The sequence below is a fragment of the Aeribacillus sp. FSL k6-2211 genome, from assembly GCF_037966125.1.
Classification (GTDB): domain Bacteria; phylum Bacillota; class Bacilli; order Bacillales; family Aeribacillaceae; genus Aeribacillus; species Aeribacillus composti.
Map to the genome: position 1 here is coordinate 974,789 of NZ_CP150190.1, position 15,931 is coordinate 990,719.

At 45.6% G+C, this 15,931-nt stretch carries 9 protein-coding genes, 19 tRNA genes and 2 rRNA genes; 25 read left to right on the forward strand and 5 right to left on the reverse strand.

Going from position 1 to position 15,931, the window contains the following annotated elements; translation table 11 throughout:
• Positions 1–74 precede the first annotated feature (74 nt).
• Positions 75–1,424: a glucose-6-phosphate isomerase gene (locus NSU19_RS04795; protein ID WP_063387048.1), complete on the forward strand. Its 1,350-nt coding sequence runs from the start codon at positions 75–77 to the stop codon at positions 1,422–1,424.
• 513 nt (positions 1,425–1,937) lie between these two features.
• Positions 1,938–2,339 (forward strand): YugN-like family protein, encoded by a 402-nt coding sequence (locus NSU19_RS04800; RefSeq protein WP_339199028.1) that lies wholly within the window; start codon positions 1,938–1,940, stop codon positions 2,337–2,339.
• Here the strand turns inward: NSU19_RS04800 and NSU19_RS04805 are convergent.
• Positions 2,336–3,331 (reverse strand): potassium channel family protein, encoded by a 996-nt coding sequence (locus tag NSU19_RS04805; protein ID WP_066249275.1) that lies wholly within the window; start codon positions 3,329–3,331, stop codon positions 2,336–2,338. The two genes, NSU19_RS04800 and NSU19_RS04805, sit on opposite strands and share 4 nt — an antisense overlap.
• Entirely contained in the window at positions 3,328–3,582 is a 255-nt protein-coding gene (locus NSU19_RS04810) for a hypothetical protein (protein ID WP_063387045.1), read from the reverse strand. The genes NSU19_RS04805 and NSU19_RS04810 overlap by 4 nt, the downstream gene beginning before the upstream one ends.
• A gap of 263 nt (positions 3,583–3,845) precedes the next feature.
• Here NSU19_RS04810 and NSU19_RS04815 point away from each other — a divergent pair, with 263 nt between their 5' ends.
• Together NSU19_RS04815 and NSU19_RS04820 are read left to right on the forward strand one after the other, a co-directional pair.
• Positions 3,846–4,529 (forward strand): zinc metallopeptidase, encoded by a 684-nt coding sequence (locus NSU19_RS04815; RefSeq protein WP_063387044.1) that lies wholly within the window; start codon positions 3,846–3,848, stop codon positions 4,527–4,529.
• 80 nt (positions 4,530–4,609) lie between these two features.
• Positions 4,610–5,011 carry a secondary thiamine-phosphate synthase enzyme YjbQ gene (locus NSU19_RS04820; protein WP_063387043.1) on the forward strand — a complete coding sequence of 134 codons (402 nt, stop codon included), beginning with the start codon at positions 4,610–4,612 and terminating at the stop codon, positions 5,009–5,011.
• A 7-nt stretch (positions 5,012–5,018) separates the two neighbouring features.
• Here NSU19_RS04820 and NSU19_RS04825 read toward each other — a convergent pair whose 3' ends face one another.
• Together NSU19_RS04825 and NSU19_RS04830 are read right to left on the reverse strand one after the other, a co-directional pair.
• Positions 5,019–5,822: a protein-glutamine gamma-glutamyltransferase gene (locus tag NSU19_RS04825; RefSeq protein ID WP_063387042.1), complete on the reverse strand. Its 804-nt coding sequence runs from the start codon at positions 5,820–5,822 to the stop codon at positions 5,019–5,021.
• Between the two features lie 236 nt (positions 5,823–6,058).
• Positions 6,059–7,726 (reverse strand): IS1634 family transposase, encoded by a 1,668-nt coding sequence (locus NSU19_RS04830; RefSeq protein WP_044899596.1) that lies wholly within the window; start codon positions 7,724–7,726, stop codon positions 6,059–6,061.
• A gap of 233 nt (positions 7,727–7,959) precedes the next feature.
• Here NSU19_RS04830 and NSU19_RS04835 point away from each other — a divergent pair.
• Positions 7,960–8,032: transfer RNA gene (locus NSU19_RS04835), tRNA-Ala, on the forward strand.
• A 137-nt stretch (positions 8,033–8,169) separates the two neighbouring features.
• On the opposite strand, the gene NSU19_RS04840 is transcribed toward NSU19_RS04835, so the two are convergent.
• Positions 8,170–8,358, reverse strand: coding sequence for a hypothetical protein (locus NSU19_RS04840; RefSeq protein WP_063387041.1), 189 nt, complete (start codon positions 8,356–8,358; stop codon positions 8,170–8,172).
• A 656-nt stretch (positions 8,359–9,014) separates the two neighbouring features.
• Between NSU19_RS04840 and NSU19_RS04845 the strand changes: the two genes are divergently transcribed.
• From NSU19_RS04845 to NSU19_RS04940, 20 genes are all read left to right on the forward strand, one after another.
• Positions 9,015–10,568, forward strand: a 16S ribosomal RNA gene (locus NSU19_RS04845).
• Positions 10,569–10,706: 138 nt separating this feature from the next.
• Positions 10,707–13,640 (forward strand): 23S ribosomal RNA (locus NSU19_RS04850).
• The 16S and 23S rRNA genes sit together here with 18 tRNA genes alongside, the layout of an rRNA operon.
• Before the next feature lie 96 nt (positions 13,641–13,736).
• A tRNA-Val gene (locus NSU19_RS04855) sits at positions 13,737–13,812 on the forward strand.
• 159 nt (positions 13,813–13,971) lie between these two features.
• Positions 13,972–14,044, forward strand: a tRNA-Thr gene (locus NSU19_RS04860).
• Positions 14,045–14,220: 176 nt separating this feature from the next.
• A tRNA-Lys gene (locus NSU19_RS04865) sits at positions 14,221–14,296 on the forward strand.
• Between the two features lie 7 nt (positions 14,297–14,303).
• A tRNA-Leu gene (locus tag NSU19_RS04870) sits at positions 14,304–14,385 on the forward strand.
• 6 nt (positions 14,386–14,391) lie between these two features.
• Positions 14,392–14,463, forward strand: a tRNA-Gly gene (locus NSU19_RS04875).
• A gap of 7 nt (positions 14,464–14,470) precedes the next feature.
• Positions 14,471–14,559, forward strand: a tRNA-Leu gene (locus tag NSU19_RS04880).
• Positions 14,560–14,564: 5 nt separating this feature from the next.
• Positions 14,565–14,641, forward strand: a tRNA-Arg gene (locus NSU19_RS04885).
• 3 nt (positions 14,642–14,644) lie between these two features.
• Positions 14,645–14,721 (forward strand) — tRNA-Pro (locus NSU19_RS04890).
• 11 nt (positions 14,722–14,732) lie between these two features.
• Positions 14,733–14,805: transfer RNA gene (locus NSU19_RS04895), tRNA-Ala, on the forward strand.
• Between the two features lie 10 nt (positions 14,806–14,815).
• Positions 14,816–14,889, forward strand: a tRNA-Met gene (locus tag NSU19_RS04900).
• A 6-nt stretch (positions 14,890–14,895) separates the two neighbouring features.
• Positions 14,896–14,972: transfer RNA gene (locus tag NSU19_RS04905), tRNA-Ile, on the forward strand.
• Positions 14,973–14,984: 12 nt separating this feature from the next.
• Positions 14,985–15,074, forward strand: a tRNA-Ser gene (locus NSU19_RS04910).
• 10 nt (positions 15,075–15,084) lie between these two features.
• Positions 15,085–15,161: transfer RNA gene (locus tag NSU19_RS04915), tRNA-Met, on the forward strand.
• Positions 15,162–15,163: 2 nt separating this feature from the next.
• Positions 15,164–15,239, forward strand: a tRNA-Asp gene (locus tag NSU19_RS04920).
• 111 nt (positions 15,240–15,350) lie between these two features.
• Positions 15,351–15,423, forward strand: a tRNA-Phe gene (locus NSU19_RS04925).
• 17 nt (positions 15,424–15,440) lie between these two features.
• Positions 15,441–15,516 (forward strand) — tRNA-His (locus NSU19_RS04930).
• Between the two features lie 228 nt (positions 15,517–15,744).
• A tRNA-Gly gene (locus NSU19_RS04935) sits at positions 15,745–15,815 on the forward strand.
• 6 nt (positions 15,816–15,821) lie between these two features.
• Positions 15,822–15,895, forward strand: a tRNA-Ile gene (locus NSU19_RS04940).
• The last annotated feature ends 36 nt before the right edge of the window (positions 15,896–15,931 follow it).

The window sequence follows — 15,931 nt, forward strand, 5'->3', positions numbered from 1 at the left end:
CTTGATTTCGACAAATATTTTCGATAAAGTGGAAGACATGGCAGATAAATTTTTAGAGATGGAGGAATTGGTTTATGGCACATGTACGTTTTGATTACTCTAAAGCTTTATCTTTTTTTAGTGAGCAAGAATTTACATATTATCAAGATTTTGTAAAGGTTGCCCATCATTCCTTGCATGAAAAATCAGGTCAAGGAAGTGATTTTTTAGGCTGGATCGATTTGCCGCAAGATTATGACAAGGAGGAATTTGCACGGATTCAACAATGTGCCGAAAAAATCCGTTCGGATTCTGATGTATTGCTTGTCATCGGAATCGGAGGTTCTTATTTAGGTGCTCGAGCTGCAATTGAAATGTTGAACCATTCATTTTTTAATGCTCTTTCAAAAAGCCAAAGAAAAGCGCCGCAAATTATTTTTGTCGGAAACAATATAAGTTCTACATATATCCAAGATGTTATTGATTTTATAAAAGAAAAAGATTTTTCCATTAATGTCATTTCTAAATCTGGAACAACGACAGAACCAGCGATAGCGTTCCGAATTTTCCGCAAATTATTAGAGGATAAATATGGAAGAGAAGAAGCGAAAAAACGTATTTATGCTACGACAGATAAAGCGCGCGGAGCCCTCAAAACACTCGCAAATGAAGAAGGATATGAATCATTTATTATCCCGGATGATGTCGGCGGACGATATTCTGTTCTAACTGCTGTCGGGCTTCTTCCGATTGCGGTAAGCGGAGTGGATATTGAAGAGATTATGAAGGGCGCTCAAGATGCAAGAAGAGATTTTTCTTCTTCCGAGCTAATGGAGAATCCAGCTTACCAGTATGCCGTTGCGCGCAATATTCTTTATAATAAAGGGAAAACAATTGAAATGCTCATCAATTATGAGCCGGCTCTTCAATATTTTGCGGAATGGTGGAAGCAGCTTTTCGGGGAAAGTGAAGGAAAAGATTTGAAAGGTATTTTCCCTGCTTCAGCCAACTTTTCGACAGATCTGCATTCGTTAGGACAATATGTGCAAGAAGGGCGCCGGGACATATTTGAAACGATCTTACATGTAGAGAAGGTACGGCATGACATAACGATTGAAGAAGATGAAAGCAACCTAGACGGATTAAATTATTTAGCCGGAAAATCTGTTGATTTTGTCAATAAAAAAGCATTTGAAGGGACTCTCTTAGCTCATACTGACGGGGGCGTACCGAACCTCATTGTTTCCATTCCTGAATTAAACGCTTATACATTCGGATATCTCGTTTATTTCTTTGAAAAAGCTTGTGCAATGAGCGGTTATTTACTTGGCGTTAACCCGTTTGACCAGCCAGGCGTAGAAGCATACAAAATCAACATGTTCGCTCTTTTAGGCAAACCGGGCTTTGAAGAGAAAAAAGCTGAGCTTGAAAAACGCTTGAAATAAAAGGGAATCATGTAAAAAAGAACGGCAATTTGTTGCTGAATTTTCCTTTGCCAAGCAGACAGAATTTGATTAAGCAGCAGCTGTAGCTATTTCTAGCTACAGCTGTTTTATTTTTGTCTATCTGCTGCCCGCTTCCGACAATTGGAATGCAATGTTGCTCTTTTATTCCTTTATTTAGAAAAATAAATACACAATTTGCTCTTCATCGCAATATTTTTGACTGTCACGTTATATCCCTTCCATTAACAGAAGCCCTTTAACTTTTATCTGTCCGCTGTAAGAGCGTGGAGAATATTATTGGAAAGAGGGATCCGCATAGTTAGAGCAAAATTCGAAATAAAAAACCAATTTTTTAACTTAAAATAATGACTTTCCATCAAACGAAAAATTCGCTCGAATATTTGCCGAATGCAAAAATCGCCATTTTCCATAAAGCTTGAAGAGCATCTTTCATGACTACTTTTTCACCATTGGGTAAACATAATAAAAAATGAGCAGGAAGGTGTTTAAGTTATGATTGAAATTTCTTCATCTTTGGAAGGAAAACAATATCCTTTATACGATTTAGAACTGGAATTAAAACAGTTAGGATACACAATTGGAGGGAATTGGGATTATGATCACGGTTATTTTGATTATCTGATGGATGATGACGACGGATACCACTTTTTAAGAATACCGTTTCGTGCTGTCGACGGGCAATTGGATGCACATAATGCAACGGTAAAACTCGGCCGGCCTTTTATTTTAACCCACAAATATAAAGAGGGACTTGACGATCATGCGGCAATTGGAAACTTCCAAGCCTCCTTTAATCAGTTTTCCGAACCGGCGGAAAAAGATGCCGATGTTTTAGAGCCTTATGTTCAATTAGGAGAGACACTAATTCAAGAGCTTGAAAGAAGATTAAATTAGTTTTTTAAAGCTATTAAACAATCGTGTTGAACGACTGTAAAATTGTGGGGAGGGTTTAGAAAAATCTCTTCCCCTCTTTTGATGCCAAAAAGAATGATGCCATTGGAAAACAGGTCATTATGTAATTGCTGAAAATTTTTCCCGATGTCCTGGTCTGTTGGAGATTCAATTGTTAAGCGGGCGCCGTATGCTTTCCCGAGTTCTAATATAACATTCGAAAATCCATTCTGAAATAAGAAGCTATTTAAAAAGACTTGACCAACCACCTGGAAAGATTGAATAATCTCATCAGCTCCCGCCCGTTTGGCATTCAATGTTTGTGTTTTTGTCATCATTTCGCAAATGGTGTACACGGACGGATTTGACGCTTTTACCGTAATTAATACTAAAATCGTGAGCATGTCGGCTTCCAATTCGTTTCTATGTTGATCAGCTGTTATGAAGACAGCTTTTGCCTCTTTAATGTTTGCTTTATTTAAAATTTGATCATCGGCAGGATTTCCTTTAATAAAGTGTATGTTTTCATCAATATAAGGTGCCTCAGATAATGTTTGGTCGATAAGAACAATAGGGCAGTAAAATTTTATAATACGCAGTGTTTCAATAATCTCCTTTGTTTTTTCATTCCAGCCAATTAATAAAAAATGGTTTTTCCCTTTGAAAGGAATTTCCCCGTCAATATAGGCATTTTGCCTTTTTACAGCAGCAGCTGATAAATTCGTAAAATAGGATGTTAAAAATGCTACTCCGGTCAAAATTAGTATCATTCCAAATGTACGTCCCAAAAAAGTTTTTGGAACGAAATCGCCATAACCGGTTGTAGACATTGTTACAAGAGCCCACCATATGCCTTCAAAAGGTGTAGGAAACTCCTTCGGTTCTATGTAAGAAATCATCGTGCCAAACAAAATTAAAATCATTAACACAATAACAGACATTCGGATAAAAACCGGCCACCTTAAATATTGAATCCAAAGCTTTGTCGATTTCATGATTTACTTCCTTTCGTTTCGGCAAGAAAAGAGAAAATTTCTGTAATAATTGTATTGATTTTTTTGGAAACGGCCTCTTTTCCGTATGCATCGACCGCGCGTTTAATCGCCTTGATGGTTTGATCTTCAAATTCTATAATGCTTACATCTTCTTCTGATTCATTGTACAGCTCGATAAATACATCTAACGCATCGTTCATGTTATCAATTGCGGTACTCAGTTGTTTTTTCTCTTCATTATTAAGTTTCATCTCAACACCCCTGTATTAGTATGTGCAAATTCTTTTTTGAAAATGAAACTTTTCGTATACAAATGCGTATGAATATGTTGGACAGCTGAATTCATAATTATGGGGTGATTTTACAGTAAAGCTGAATGAAATGGTTCATGTCATCGTAGAATAGTAAAGACATGTGTCAGTTCTTTTACATTGATACAAAATTCTGTACAAATTCCTTCAAAAATTGTTATATTATTGTTAACTATAAAAAATAGAACGGGAGGTTTTTCAAAATGCTTTTTCATCCGATGGACATTCTGGTGTTCATTGCCTTCGGAATATCTATTTGGGCGCAATTCCGTGTGAAAGGGAATTTTGCTAAGTATTCCGATGTGATCGCTTCGAGTCATTTAACAGGGGCAGAAGTTGCGCGGAGAATTTTGGATCAAAACGGACTTTATGACGTTCCAGTCGAGCCTGTTCACGGGCAGCTGACAGACCACTACGATCCAATTCATCGGGTTGTGCGGTTATCAGAGCCGGTTTATTACGGAAATTCGATTGCGGCCGTCTCCGTCGCGGCGCATGAGTGCGGACACGCAATTCAACATAAAGAACGGTATGGTGCTCTTGTGTTAAGACATAAAATGTTTCCAGTTGTCAATCTTACATCGGGAATTGCTCCGATTTTGCTTATTGCCGGGTTTTTATTACAAAGCTTAAACTTGTTAGGGCTTGGGATTATCTTTTTCTCCGCTGCAGTTGCATTTCAGTTGATCACATTGCCTGTTGAGTTTAATGCGAGCTCTAGAGCAAAAGCTATTTTAGTAAGCGACGGCTTTATCCGAAACGAAGAAGAGCACGGAGTCAATAAAGTATTAAATGCAGCAGCTTTAACGTATGTTGCGGCAGCTTTAATATCTCTATTTGAACTTCTGAAATTCGTGATGATTTTCTTCCAATCTCAAGAAGAATAAAAATTGGAAAAGGGGCTTATTCGTATAATAGGCCCCTTGTCATTTTAGAAAAAGCGCAAGGCTAAGAGGCGGTGTTTATCATGTTAAAAAAATTTATATTACAGACGAGCCGGCGTGATGAAATGATTGACATTACAATGTCAATTCAACAGTTTGTACATGAATCAGCCGTTTCAGAAGGGATAGTTGTGGTATACTGTCCGCACACGACAGCAGGCATTACGATCAATGAAAATGCTGATCCTGACGTAAAGCGGGATATGATTCGCCGTTTCGATGAGCTGTACCCATGGGAGAATCCGCTTGACCGGCATTTTGAAGGGAATACTGCTGCTCATATGAAAGCAAGTACTGTCGGAGCATCCCAGCACGTTATCATCTTGGAAGGAAATTTGCTGCTTGGGACATGGCAAGGCATTTATTTTTGCGAGTTTGACGGACCTAGAAAACGGACATATTATGCAAAAATTTTAAAAGGATAGGTTTTAGTTAAAATGTATAAAAAGTTTGCCCGATTCTAGCCGAAATTCGTTTATTTTTATTTTCACGAATATAGTTTTGATAAGTTGATAGGTACTTGTAATTCGGTCTTGTAACTTGATCTTTTAAATAAGCCGATTCAACCGCTTGTCTTTTTCGATATCGATTTAACGTTTCGATGACGCCTTTTGCATCACGAATTCCGATTCCGTGACCGTAATACAGATTATTGCCGAGATGAATCGCATTTACCCCCCGCCACTGTGGTGTTTCCGGGTTAAAATCCGGGTTGTTGAAATAAACGCAGTCTCCTGGGACAAAATCAGTCGTAACGGTCGTTCGGACTCCGAGGTCTTTGTCGTAATGCCAGTCATATAAAACAAGATCTGCAAATAAATAATTAAAAGCTTTTTCCCCTATTGAATCAAGAGCAGCTTTATAGAACACAATGACTATAGCTGTTGCACATTCAAATGCATATTTATTTCCATTTATAAAAATGTCCTCTATTCCTTTTGCCGGAGTCACATCTTTTTTTAACAAAAACGCCCCTTTACTGCTCAGCTGCCAGAAGCGATCATGACAGTATGAATTTTCAAATGTCGCAAATTGCGCTTTGCTTTTTAAAAGGTCGAGCGAAGCTTCGATCGTTTTTCTCCTGAATAAAATTTCAAACTTTAATTCATTTAAGGATTCATAGCGATAAACTTTGTGGCTGTTTGCCATCCAATCAATAATTTCCCGATCTTTTGCATCTGAAAAAAATTCTTTTAATTCATTAGCTGTAATAGGCCTATTTTGAATTGCAATCATTTATCGTTCCCCCCTCTGTAGCCATCGTATGATTTTGATAAGTAATTGGTCCATGTAAATTCTGATATATCTTTGAAAAGAGCGTTACCGCATCAACTTTTTTACAGGAGAAAAACCTCTTATGAAATTTCGTCATTTGTATAACCCGAGTTCGACAGTCACTAGGCAAACAAAATGCCTCTCATCCCTTGATACCAAAGGGACGAGAGGCATTTGGGCATACGTTGGGCGTGTATCTAGGTGCGAGGATGAATGCCTAGAATCTTCGGAGGAGGCTCCAGCCCTAGAGCCGCAAAGAATTGAGCCTGTTTGGCCGTCAGTTCGGTTCGTTGATAAAGGTCACCGTTTTTTGAAGAAAAATGTCCAAGCATGAGACGTTCGCATTCGTCCCTTACGTTCGGCCACGATTCATAGGTTCGAATCTCCACGATCCGAACTAACAAGAGAGCAAGCCAACTGAGCAGCACATGCGCCCGAATGCGGTCTTCCAAGCGATGATACATAGGCCGCAATTCCAATGTAGACTTCAATGTTCGGAAGGCCTGCTCAATATCCACCAGCTGCTTATACCCGATGGCGACATCTTCGGCAGACAAGGTGTCATCGGATGTCCGGATGAGATATTTGCCGTCGTACTTTTCCGCGTCACGAACCGCTTGCTTGTCGATGCGAAGGGTTCCGTCCTTCAACTGGCGCAAGTATTTTCCGTAGGACGAATGGGAACGCAACCGGCAGGTCGCCTTATGATGGGCTTCGTTTGGGAGTTGGCGAAGCCCTTCTAACTCCTCTTTCAGCGATTCAAGCAGCTTTTCTCGCTCCTTGCGTTGGCGTTCGGCTTCGCTGGGATTGTACACGAGAACATAGCGCTGACGCGCTTCTCCGTCGCCGACGATGATTTCTTTGATGTGCAAATTCTCGTCCACTTCATGATAACGTCCGCGACGACTTAAGGCCTCTTCGACGGCGGCTTTGCCGGATCGCATTTTTTCGCCGACAATGTAGTGTCCGCCGGCCTGTTGCAAGATTCGCAAATTCTCTTCAGAGGAAAAGCCGCGGTCCATGACGCTGATCACACGTCCAAGCTTCCAGCCAATCAAGTCTTGTTTCACCTGTTTGATGACCGTCATGTCCATCGTATTGCCAGGCCATACCCAAGCGCGAATCGGGATTCCTTCCCGGGTGACAGCCAGCCCAATGACGATTTGAACCAAGTCTGGGCGTTTGTCTTTCGAGAATCCTTGTTTTCGAAGCGATTCTCCTTCCGGTGTTTCAGAGGGATCCACTTCGAAGTACGACGAAGTCGTATCGAAGTAAATCAAGTCGACTTCCAAATTCAATAAATCGGCCACAGCATGGAACACTTGACGTTCCAATTCCGGCTGCACGGCCAACAGTTCATCCATCGCCCGGTACAACTGGTGGCTGGCGGCTTGAGAAAGGTGAGGGATATACACGTCTTTCTCCACCCACTCCTCCATCGCCAACTTGCTTGACGGATGAAGGGCGCGATTCGCCACCATGGCAAAAATCAGCCGTTCCAGCGAAATCTGGTGATGTCGGGAGGTAAACAAGGAGTGGAGAATCTCTCCCAACCCCAGTTGTCTCCAGAGCTGATCCAAGAGCCAGACGCCGCCGAGGTGTTTGCATGACTGGAATTGAAAGTCATCGGAAGCTTCTCCTGTCAACGTTTCGACTTCCCAAGCCTGCTCAGGAGAAAGGAATCGCGAAATGCTTTTGGCCAGACGTTCCAAGACGGCGCGATCCACTTCATCTTCGCGCCCGAATGAATAAATCACCTTCGCTTTCGCATATTTGGCCTTTGGATCCCATTCATTGTGAGCAAGCTGGAGATAAGCAACGGTTGTTCCATCCTTGTTTTTGCGTGTGACTCGTCGTATGTACATGCCTATATTATAACGTATAAAATTTATTTTTAAAAGGAAAAATTAATAAATCGTGTGCCTATGAAATTCGGCGTTTTTTCCTAGGATCCGCATTACGAAACCCTTGATATAACAGCATTTTGGTCATTTCCATTTGCCTAAAATGACCTCAAAACTGTCGAACTCGGGTATAAATTTATACTTGTATTGGAAAAATCATCACGCTATAATATTGTCTGTGACAAATGAAAAACGGGGCATTAGCTCAGTTGGGAGAGCGTCGTGCTGGCAGCGCGAAGGTCAGGGGTTCGAGCCCCCTATGCTCCATTTAAAAAACCCTTGTTGACCAAGGGTTTTATTATTTCTTCATAAAAAAATGAGTTTTTTGTGATAATATTCGTCTTCAATGAAAAGATGAAGGAAAAAGCTTTTCCGTAAAGATTGTATAAATCTACTGATTGAATTTATAAATATATTTTGTGATAAAAAAAGTTTGTAAAAAATGCAAATATAAATCCGAGTGGAAACGAAAAAATGACGGACCAACCGTTCACTTTTCCGTTTTCTTCGCTTATTCTTATAGCTTCTTTATATCCATATGCAAAATGGAAAATGGATAAAAAATAAGCAATAATTAAGAAAGCCAGATCCATTTTTATCCCTCCCGCTTTTGTCTCTCTAAATTTTATATATTCATGCTTGTCCATTTTTAATACAAAAAAATAAATGCTATGGCTGCATCAGCATTCTGCTTTTATTTGTACTTGGCTGCATCGCGTCTTTTTTTAAGTTGAGGAAACTATTGTCTCGATCGATAAATTGCTTCACAGTGTCATGTTTCAATCCGGTGAAATCGTGTTTATGAAAACGGTGATGCTGACAAATGCTTGACATCGATTTTCCTTTGGCTCGTTAGATAGAAATTTTAGCGGATCACAAACAGTAAGAGGTGCTTAACAATGCGTTTGTTTGTGGTAAAATATGTTCTAACAGATAATTATTTGAATGAGTATGCTTTCGTCTACTAAATCAATTTTTGTCTAACGACTATCAAAAATAAATCTTTTTTTATAAAAATTTATATTGCAATTAGTGGTTAATGGTGATAGAATATCAAATGTCGTTAAGATCAATGAGACATTAGTCATGAATAAAAAATTACTTTTAAAAAAAACTCTTGACATTTTGCTCTGAATAGTTGTATATTGAAAAAGTCGCTGTAAAAATACAGCGGAAAATGATCTTTGAAAACTGAACAAAACGAAAAGCGTGCCTGTTGATTCTGACAAGAGCATTTGGTGACAAACTTTTTTTGGAGAGTTTGATCCTGGCTCAGGACGAACGCTGGCGGCGTGCCTAATACATGCAAGTCGAGCGGACCGAAGGGAGCTTGCTCCTTTAGGTTAGCGGCGGACGGGTGAGTAACACGTGGGCAACCTGCCCTGCAGACTGGGATAACTTCGGGAAACCGGAGCTAATACCGGATAACACCGAAAACCGCATGGTTTTCGGTTGAAAGGCGGCTTTTAGCTGTCACTGCAGGATGGGCCCGCGGCGCATTAGCTAGTTGGTGAGGTAACGGCTCACCAAGGCGACGATGCGTAGCCGACCTGAGAGGGTGACCGGCCACACTGGGACTGAGACACGGCCCAGACTCCTACGGGAGGCAGCAGTAGGGAATCTTCCGCAATGGACGAAAGTCTGACGGAGCAACGCCGCGTGAGCGAAGAAGGTCTTCGGATCGTAAAGCTCTGTTGTCAGGGAAGAACAAGTGCCGTTCGAACAGGGCGGTACCTTGACGGTACCTGACGAGGAAGCCACGGCTAACTACGTGCCAGCAGCCGCGGTAATACGTAGGTGGCAAGCGTTGTCCGGAATTATTGGGCGTAAAGCGCGCGCAGGCGGTTCCTTAAGTCTGATGTGAAATCTCGCGGCTCAACCGCGAGCGGCCATTGGAAACTGGGGAACTTGAGTGCAGGAGAGGGGAGCGGAATTCCACGTGTAGCGGTGAAATGCGTAGAGATGTGGAGGAACACCAGTGGCGAAGGCGGCTCTCTGGCCTGTAACTGACGCTGAGGCGCGAAAGCGTGGGGAGCGAACAGGATTAGATACCCTGGTAGTCCACGCCGTAAACGATGAGTGCTAAGTGTTAGAGGGTATCCACCCTTTAGTGCTGCAGCAAACGCATTAAGCACTCCGCCTGGGGAGTACGGCCGCAAGGCTGAAACTCAAAGGAATTGACGGGGACCCGCACAAGCGGTGGAGCATGTGGTTTAATTCGAAGCAACGCGAAGAACCTTACCAGGTCTTGACATCCCCTGACAACCCTAGAGATAGGGCGTTCCCCTTTCGGGGACAGGGTGACAGGTGGTGCATGGTTGTCGTCAGCTCGTGTCGTGAGATGTTGGGTTAAGTCCCGCAACGAGCGCAACCCTTGACCTTAGTTGCCAGCATTCAGTTGGGCACTCTAAGGTGACTGCCGGCTAAAAGTCGGAGGAAGGTGGGGATGACGTCAAATCATCATGCCCCTTATGACCTGGGCTACACACGTGCTACAATGGGTGGTACAAAGGGCAGCGAAACCGCGAGGTGGAGCGAATCCCAAAAAACCACTCTCAGTTCGGATTGCAGGCTGCAACTCGCCTGCATGAAGCCGGAATCGCTAGTAATCGCGGATCAGCATGCCGCGGTGAATACGTTCCCGGGTCTTGTACACACCGCCCGTCACACCACGAGAGTTTGTAACACCCGAAGTCGGTGGGGTAACCCTTACGGGAGCCAGCCGCCGAAGGTGGGACAAATGATTGGGGTGAAGTCGTAACAAGGTAGCCGTATCGGAAGGTGCGGCTGGATCACCTCCTTTCTAAGGATATATACATTGAAATAGGGTGCGCTTTTCCGTTTTGTTTAGTTTTGAAGGATCATATCCTTCTTGATTGTTCTTTGAAAACTGGATAACGGAAAGACATTCACGAATAGATCGCTCATGTTAGGAAGAAACGGTTAAGTTAGAAAGGGCGCACGGTGGATGCCTTGGCACTAGGAGCCGATGAAGGACGGGACAAACACCGAAATGCTTCGGGGAGCTGTAAGTAAGCGTCGATCCGGAGATGTCCGAATGGGGGAACCCACTGCCCGTAATGGGGCAGTATCCATACCTGAATCCATAGGGTATGGAGGGCAACCCGGGGAACTGAAACATCTAAGTACCCGGAGGAAGAGAAAGCAACAGCGATTCCCTGAGTAGCGGCGAGCGAAACGGGAACAGCCCAAACCAAGAGGCGTGCCTCTTGGGGTTGTAGGACACTCGATTAAGGAGTGACAAAGGAACGGGGTAGACGAAGAGGTCTGGAAAGGCCCGTCAGAGAAGGTAACAACCCTGTAGTCGAAACTCCGTTCCCTCCCGAGTGGATCCTGAGTACGGCGGGACACGTGAAATCCCGTCGGAAGCAGGGAGGACCATCTCCCAAGGCTAAATACTCCCTAGTGACCGATAGTGAACCAGTACCGTGAGGGAAAGGTGAAAAGCACCCCGGGAGGGGAGTGAAAGAGAACCTGAAACCGTGTGCCTACAAGTAGTCAGAGCCCATTAACGGGTGATGGCGTGCCTTTTGTAGAATGAACCGGCGAGTTGCGATTTCGTGCAAGGTTAAGCCGAAAGGCGGAGCCGCAGCGAAAGCGAGTCTGAAGAGGGCGAAATAGTACGAGGTCGCAGACCCGAAACCAGGTGATCTACCCATGTCCAGGGTGAAGGCAAGGTAACACTTGCTGGAGGCCCGAACCCACGCACGTTGAAAAGTGCGGGGATGAGGTGTGGGTAGGGGTGAAATGCCAATCGAACTTGGAGATAGCTGGTTCTCTCCGAAATAGCTTTAGGGCTAGCCTCAAGGGAAGAGTCTTGGAGGTAGAGCACTGATTGGACGAGGGGCCCCCATCGGGTTACCGAATTCAGTCAAACTCCGAATGCCAATGACTTATCCTTGGGAGTCAGACTGCGAGTGATAAGATCCGTGGTCAAAAGGGAAACAGCCCAGACCGCCAGCTAAGGTCCCAAAGTATACGTTAAGTGGAAAAGGATGTGGAGCTGCTTAGACAACCAGGATGTTGGCTTAGAAGCAGCCACCATTTAAAGAGTGCGTAATAGCTCACTGGTCGAGTGGCTCTGCGCCGAAAATGTACCGGGGCTAAACGTATCACCGAAGCTGCGGGTTGACACCGTTGGTGTCAGCGGTAGGAGAGCGTTCTAAGGGCATCGAAGCCGGACCGGAAGGACCGGTGGAGCGCTTAGAAGTGAGAATGCCGGTATGAGTAGCGAAAGAGGGGTGAGAATCCCCTCCGCCGAAAGCCTAAGGTTTCCTGAGGAAGGCTCGTCCGCTCAGGGTTAGTCGGGACCTAAGCCGAGGCCGAAAGGCGTAGGTGATGGACAACAGGTTGATATTCCTGTACCACCTCCTCACCGTTTGAGCAATGGGGGGACGCAGGAGGATAGGGTAAGCGCGCGGCTGGATGTGCGCGTCCAAGCAGTTAGGGCTGGCAAGCAGGCAAATCCGCTTGCCGTGTGCTTGAGCTGTGATGGCGAGGGAAAGGAAGTACCGAAGTTCCCGATTCCACACTGCCAAGAAAAGCCTCTAGCGAGGTGAGAGGTGCCCGTACCGCAAACCGACACAGGTAGGCGAGGAGAGAATCCTAAGGTGAGCGAGAGAACTCTCGTTAAGGAACTCGGCAAAATGACCCCGTAACTTCGGGAGAAGGGGTGCTCATCAAGGTGATAAGCCATGATGAGCCGCAGTGAAAAGGCCCAGGCGACTGTTTAGCAAAAACACAGGTCTCTGCGAAACCGTAAGGTGAAGTATAGGGGCTGACGCCTGCCCGGTGCTGGAAGGTTAAGGGGAGCGCTTAAGCTGTAGCTGAAGGTGCGAACCGAAGCCCCAGTAAACGGCGGCCGTAACTATAACGGTCCTAAGGTAGCGAAATTCCTTGTCGGGTAAGTTCCGACCCGCACGAAAGGCGTAACGATCTGGGCACTGTCTCAACGAGAGACTCGGTGAAATTATAGTACCTGTGAAGATGCAGGTTACCCGCGACAGGACGGAAAGACCCCGTGGAGCTTTACTGCAGCCTGATATTGAATGTGGGTACAGCTTGTACAGGATAGGTAGGAGCCAGAGACGCGTGAGCGCCAGCTTGCGCTGAGGCGACGGTGGGATACTACCCTGGCTGTACTGACATTCTAACCCGCGCCCCTGATCGGGGCGGGAGACAGTGTCAGGTGGGCAGTTTGACTGGGGCGGTCGCCTCCTAAAAGGTAACGGAGGCGCCCAAAGGTTCCCTCAGAATGGTTGGAAATCATTCGGAGAGTGCAAAGGCAGAAGGGAGCTTGACTGCGAGACCTACAAGTCGAGCAGGGACGAAAGTCGGGCTTAGTGATCCGGTGGTTCCGCATGGAAGGGCCATCGCTCAACGGATAAAAGCTACCCCGGGGATAACAGGCTGATCTCCCCCAAGAGTCCACATCGACGGGGAGGTTTGGCACCTCGATGTCGGCTCATCGCATCCTGGGGCTGTAGTCGGTCCCAAGGGTTGGGCTGTTCGCCCATTAAAGCGGTACGCGAGCTGGGTTCAGAACGTCGTGAGACAGTTCGGTCCCTATCCGTCGCGGGCGCAGGAAATTTGAGAGGAGCTGTCCTTAGTACGAGAGGACCGGGATGGACGCACCGCTGGTGTACCAGTTGTCCCGCCAGGGGCACCGCTGGGTAGCTATGTGCGGAAGGGATAAGCGCTGAAAGCATCTAAGCGTGAAGCCCCCCTCAAGATGAGATTTCCCATCGCTAAACGCGAGTAAGATCCCTTGAAGATGACGAGGTAGATAGGTCCGAGGTGGAAGCGTGGTGACACGTGGAGCTGACGGATACTAATCGATCGAGGACTTAACCAAGAAAGAGCATCTATTCGTGAAGGAACCGTTATCTAGTTTTGAAAGAATTATGGGCTTTTATTTACTTTGCATATGTCCTCTGGTGATTTTTGAATTGGAGGATTAGCTCAGCTGGGAGAGCACTTGCCTTACAAGCAAGGGGTCGGCGGTTCGATCCCGTCATCCTCCACCATACAGTATATCGATTCAGCTCAATTGGCAAAGCACGGTCGAGATATCGTCTTTCATGCTGCTTCATCGTACCAATTGAACTTTTCCTTGGACAAGATTTCTAAGATTGGAACGACGATCAAATGAAGCAAGACTGATTATTGATTGTTGTATTCATCATGCCGGTGTAGCTCAATTGGCAGAGCAACTGAATCGTAATCAGTAGGTTGGGGGTTCGATTCCTCTCGCCGGCATCATTAAAGGTGTTGCATATTGAGCAGGAGCTTTTAGATTAGTCGTCAGAGTAACGAGCAATGCTTCGACGAACAATCAGAGAGTTGTCCCGACGCATCCAACATCCTCGAAAAGACTGGCAGAGGAAGGGGCATATGACAAATGAAAAATGGATTGGGAGAAAAAAATTTTTTATGAGCCATTAGCTCAGTCGGTAGAGCATCTGACTTTTAATCAGAGGGTCGGAGGTTCGAATCCTCCATGGCTCACCATTTTGACGCGGGTGTGGCGGAATTGGCAGACGCACTAGACTTAGGATCTAGCGCCTTACGGCGTGGGGGTTCAAGTCCCTCCACCCGCATCATATGCGGAAGTAGTTCAGTGGTAGAACACCACCTTGCCAAGGTGGGGGTCGCGGGTTCGAATCCCGTCTTCCGCTTTTCTGTGCCGGGGTGGCGGAATTGGCAGACGCACAGGACTTAAAATCCTGCGGTAGGTGACTACCGTACCGGTTCAAGTCCGGTCCTCGGCACCATATTTGCGCCCGTAGCTCAATTGGATAGAGCGTTTGACTACGGATCAAAAGGTTAGGGGTTCGACTCCTCTCGGGCGCGCCATATCGGGAAGTAGCTCAGCTTGGTAGAGCACATGGTTTGGGACCATGGGGTCGCAGGTTCGAATCCTGTCTTCCCGACCAGGGAATTTAAAGGGGCCTTAGCTCAGCTGGGAGAGCGCCTGCTTTGCACGCAGGAGGTCAGCGGTTCGATCCCGCTAGGCTCCATATTTAATTTGGCGGTGTAGCTCAGCTGGCTAGAGCGTACGGTTCATACCCGTGAGGTCGGGGGTTCGATCCCCTCCACCGCCATTTTTCGGACCTTTAGCTCAGCTGGTCAGAGCAGACGGCTCATAACCGTCCGGTCGCAGGTTCGAATCCTGCAAGGTCCACCATCTTTATTATATGGAGGAGTACCCAAGTCTGGCTGAAGGGGTCGGTCTTGAAAACCGAGAGGCGGGTCAAACCGCGCGGGGGTTCGAATCCCTCCTCCTCCGTCATTATTATCGCGGGGTGGAGCAGTCCGGTAGCTCGTCGGGCTCATAACCCGAAGGTCGCAGGTTCAAATCCTGCCCCCGCAACCAATGGTCCCGTAGTGTAGCGGTTAACATGCCTGCCTGTCACGCAGGAGATCGCGGGTTCGATTCCCGTCGGGACCGCCATTAATTATTGATTCAACAGCTGTATGAGGAATTTTTTCAAGTACAGCAGATTGTGTCAATGAATTCTTTCTTTAATGATGGATTGTACATAATTTTTTATCGGAGTTTTACGGCTCGGTAGCTCAGTCGGTAGAGCAAAGGACTGAAAATCCTTGTGTCGGCGGTTCGATTCCGTCCCGAGCCATTGTTTTATTAATTGCGGCGACTGTGGCGAAGTGGTTAACGCACCAGATTGTGGCTCTGGCATTCGTGGGTTCGATTCCCATCAGTCGCCCCATTTGCCTATAGTAGAGATAGATAATATGGCATTGAAAGTAAGTATTTATTTCTATTATCAGCTTATTATGCGGGTGTAGTTTAGTGGTAAAACCTCAGCCACGAGCGACACTTCAATGAATAATCTGCGAGTTGCCTCGACGCATTTACATCCTCGAACAATGCTGGAAGAGGAAGAGGCATGGAAAATGCGTGTTTATCATTTAAATAGAAAAATAAATATTTTCGCGCGGGTGTAGTTTAGTGGTAAAACCTCAGCCTTCCAAGCTGATGTCGTGGGTTCGATTCCCATCACCCGCTTAATATGGGCTTGTAGCTCAGCTGGTTAGAGCGCACGCCTGATAAGCGTGAGGTCGGTGGTTCAAGTCCACTCAGGCCCATTGCTATTTTTTTAGCAGCTTAGTTGGGCAATTGAC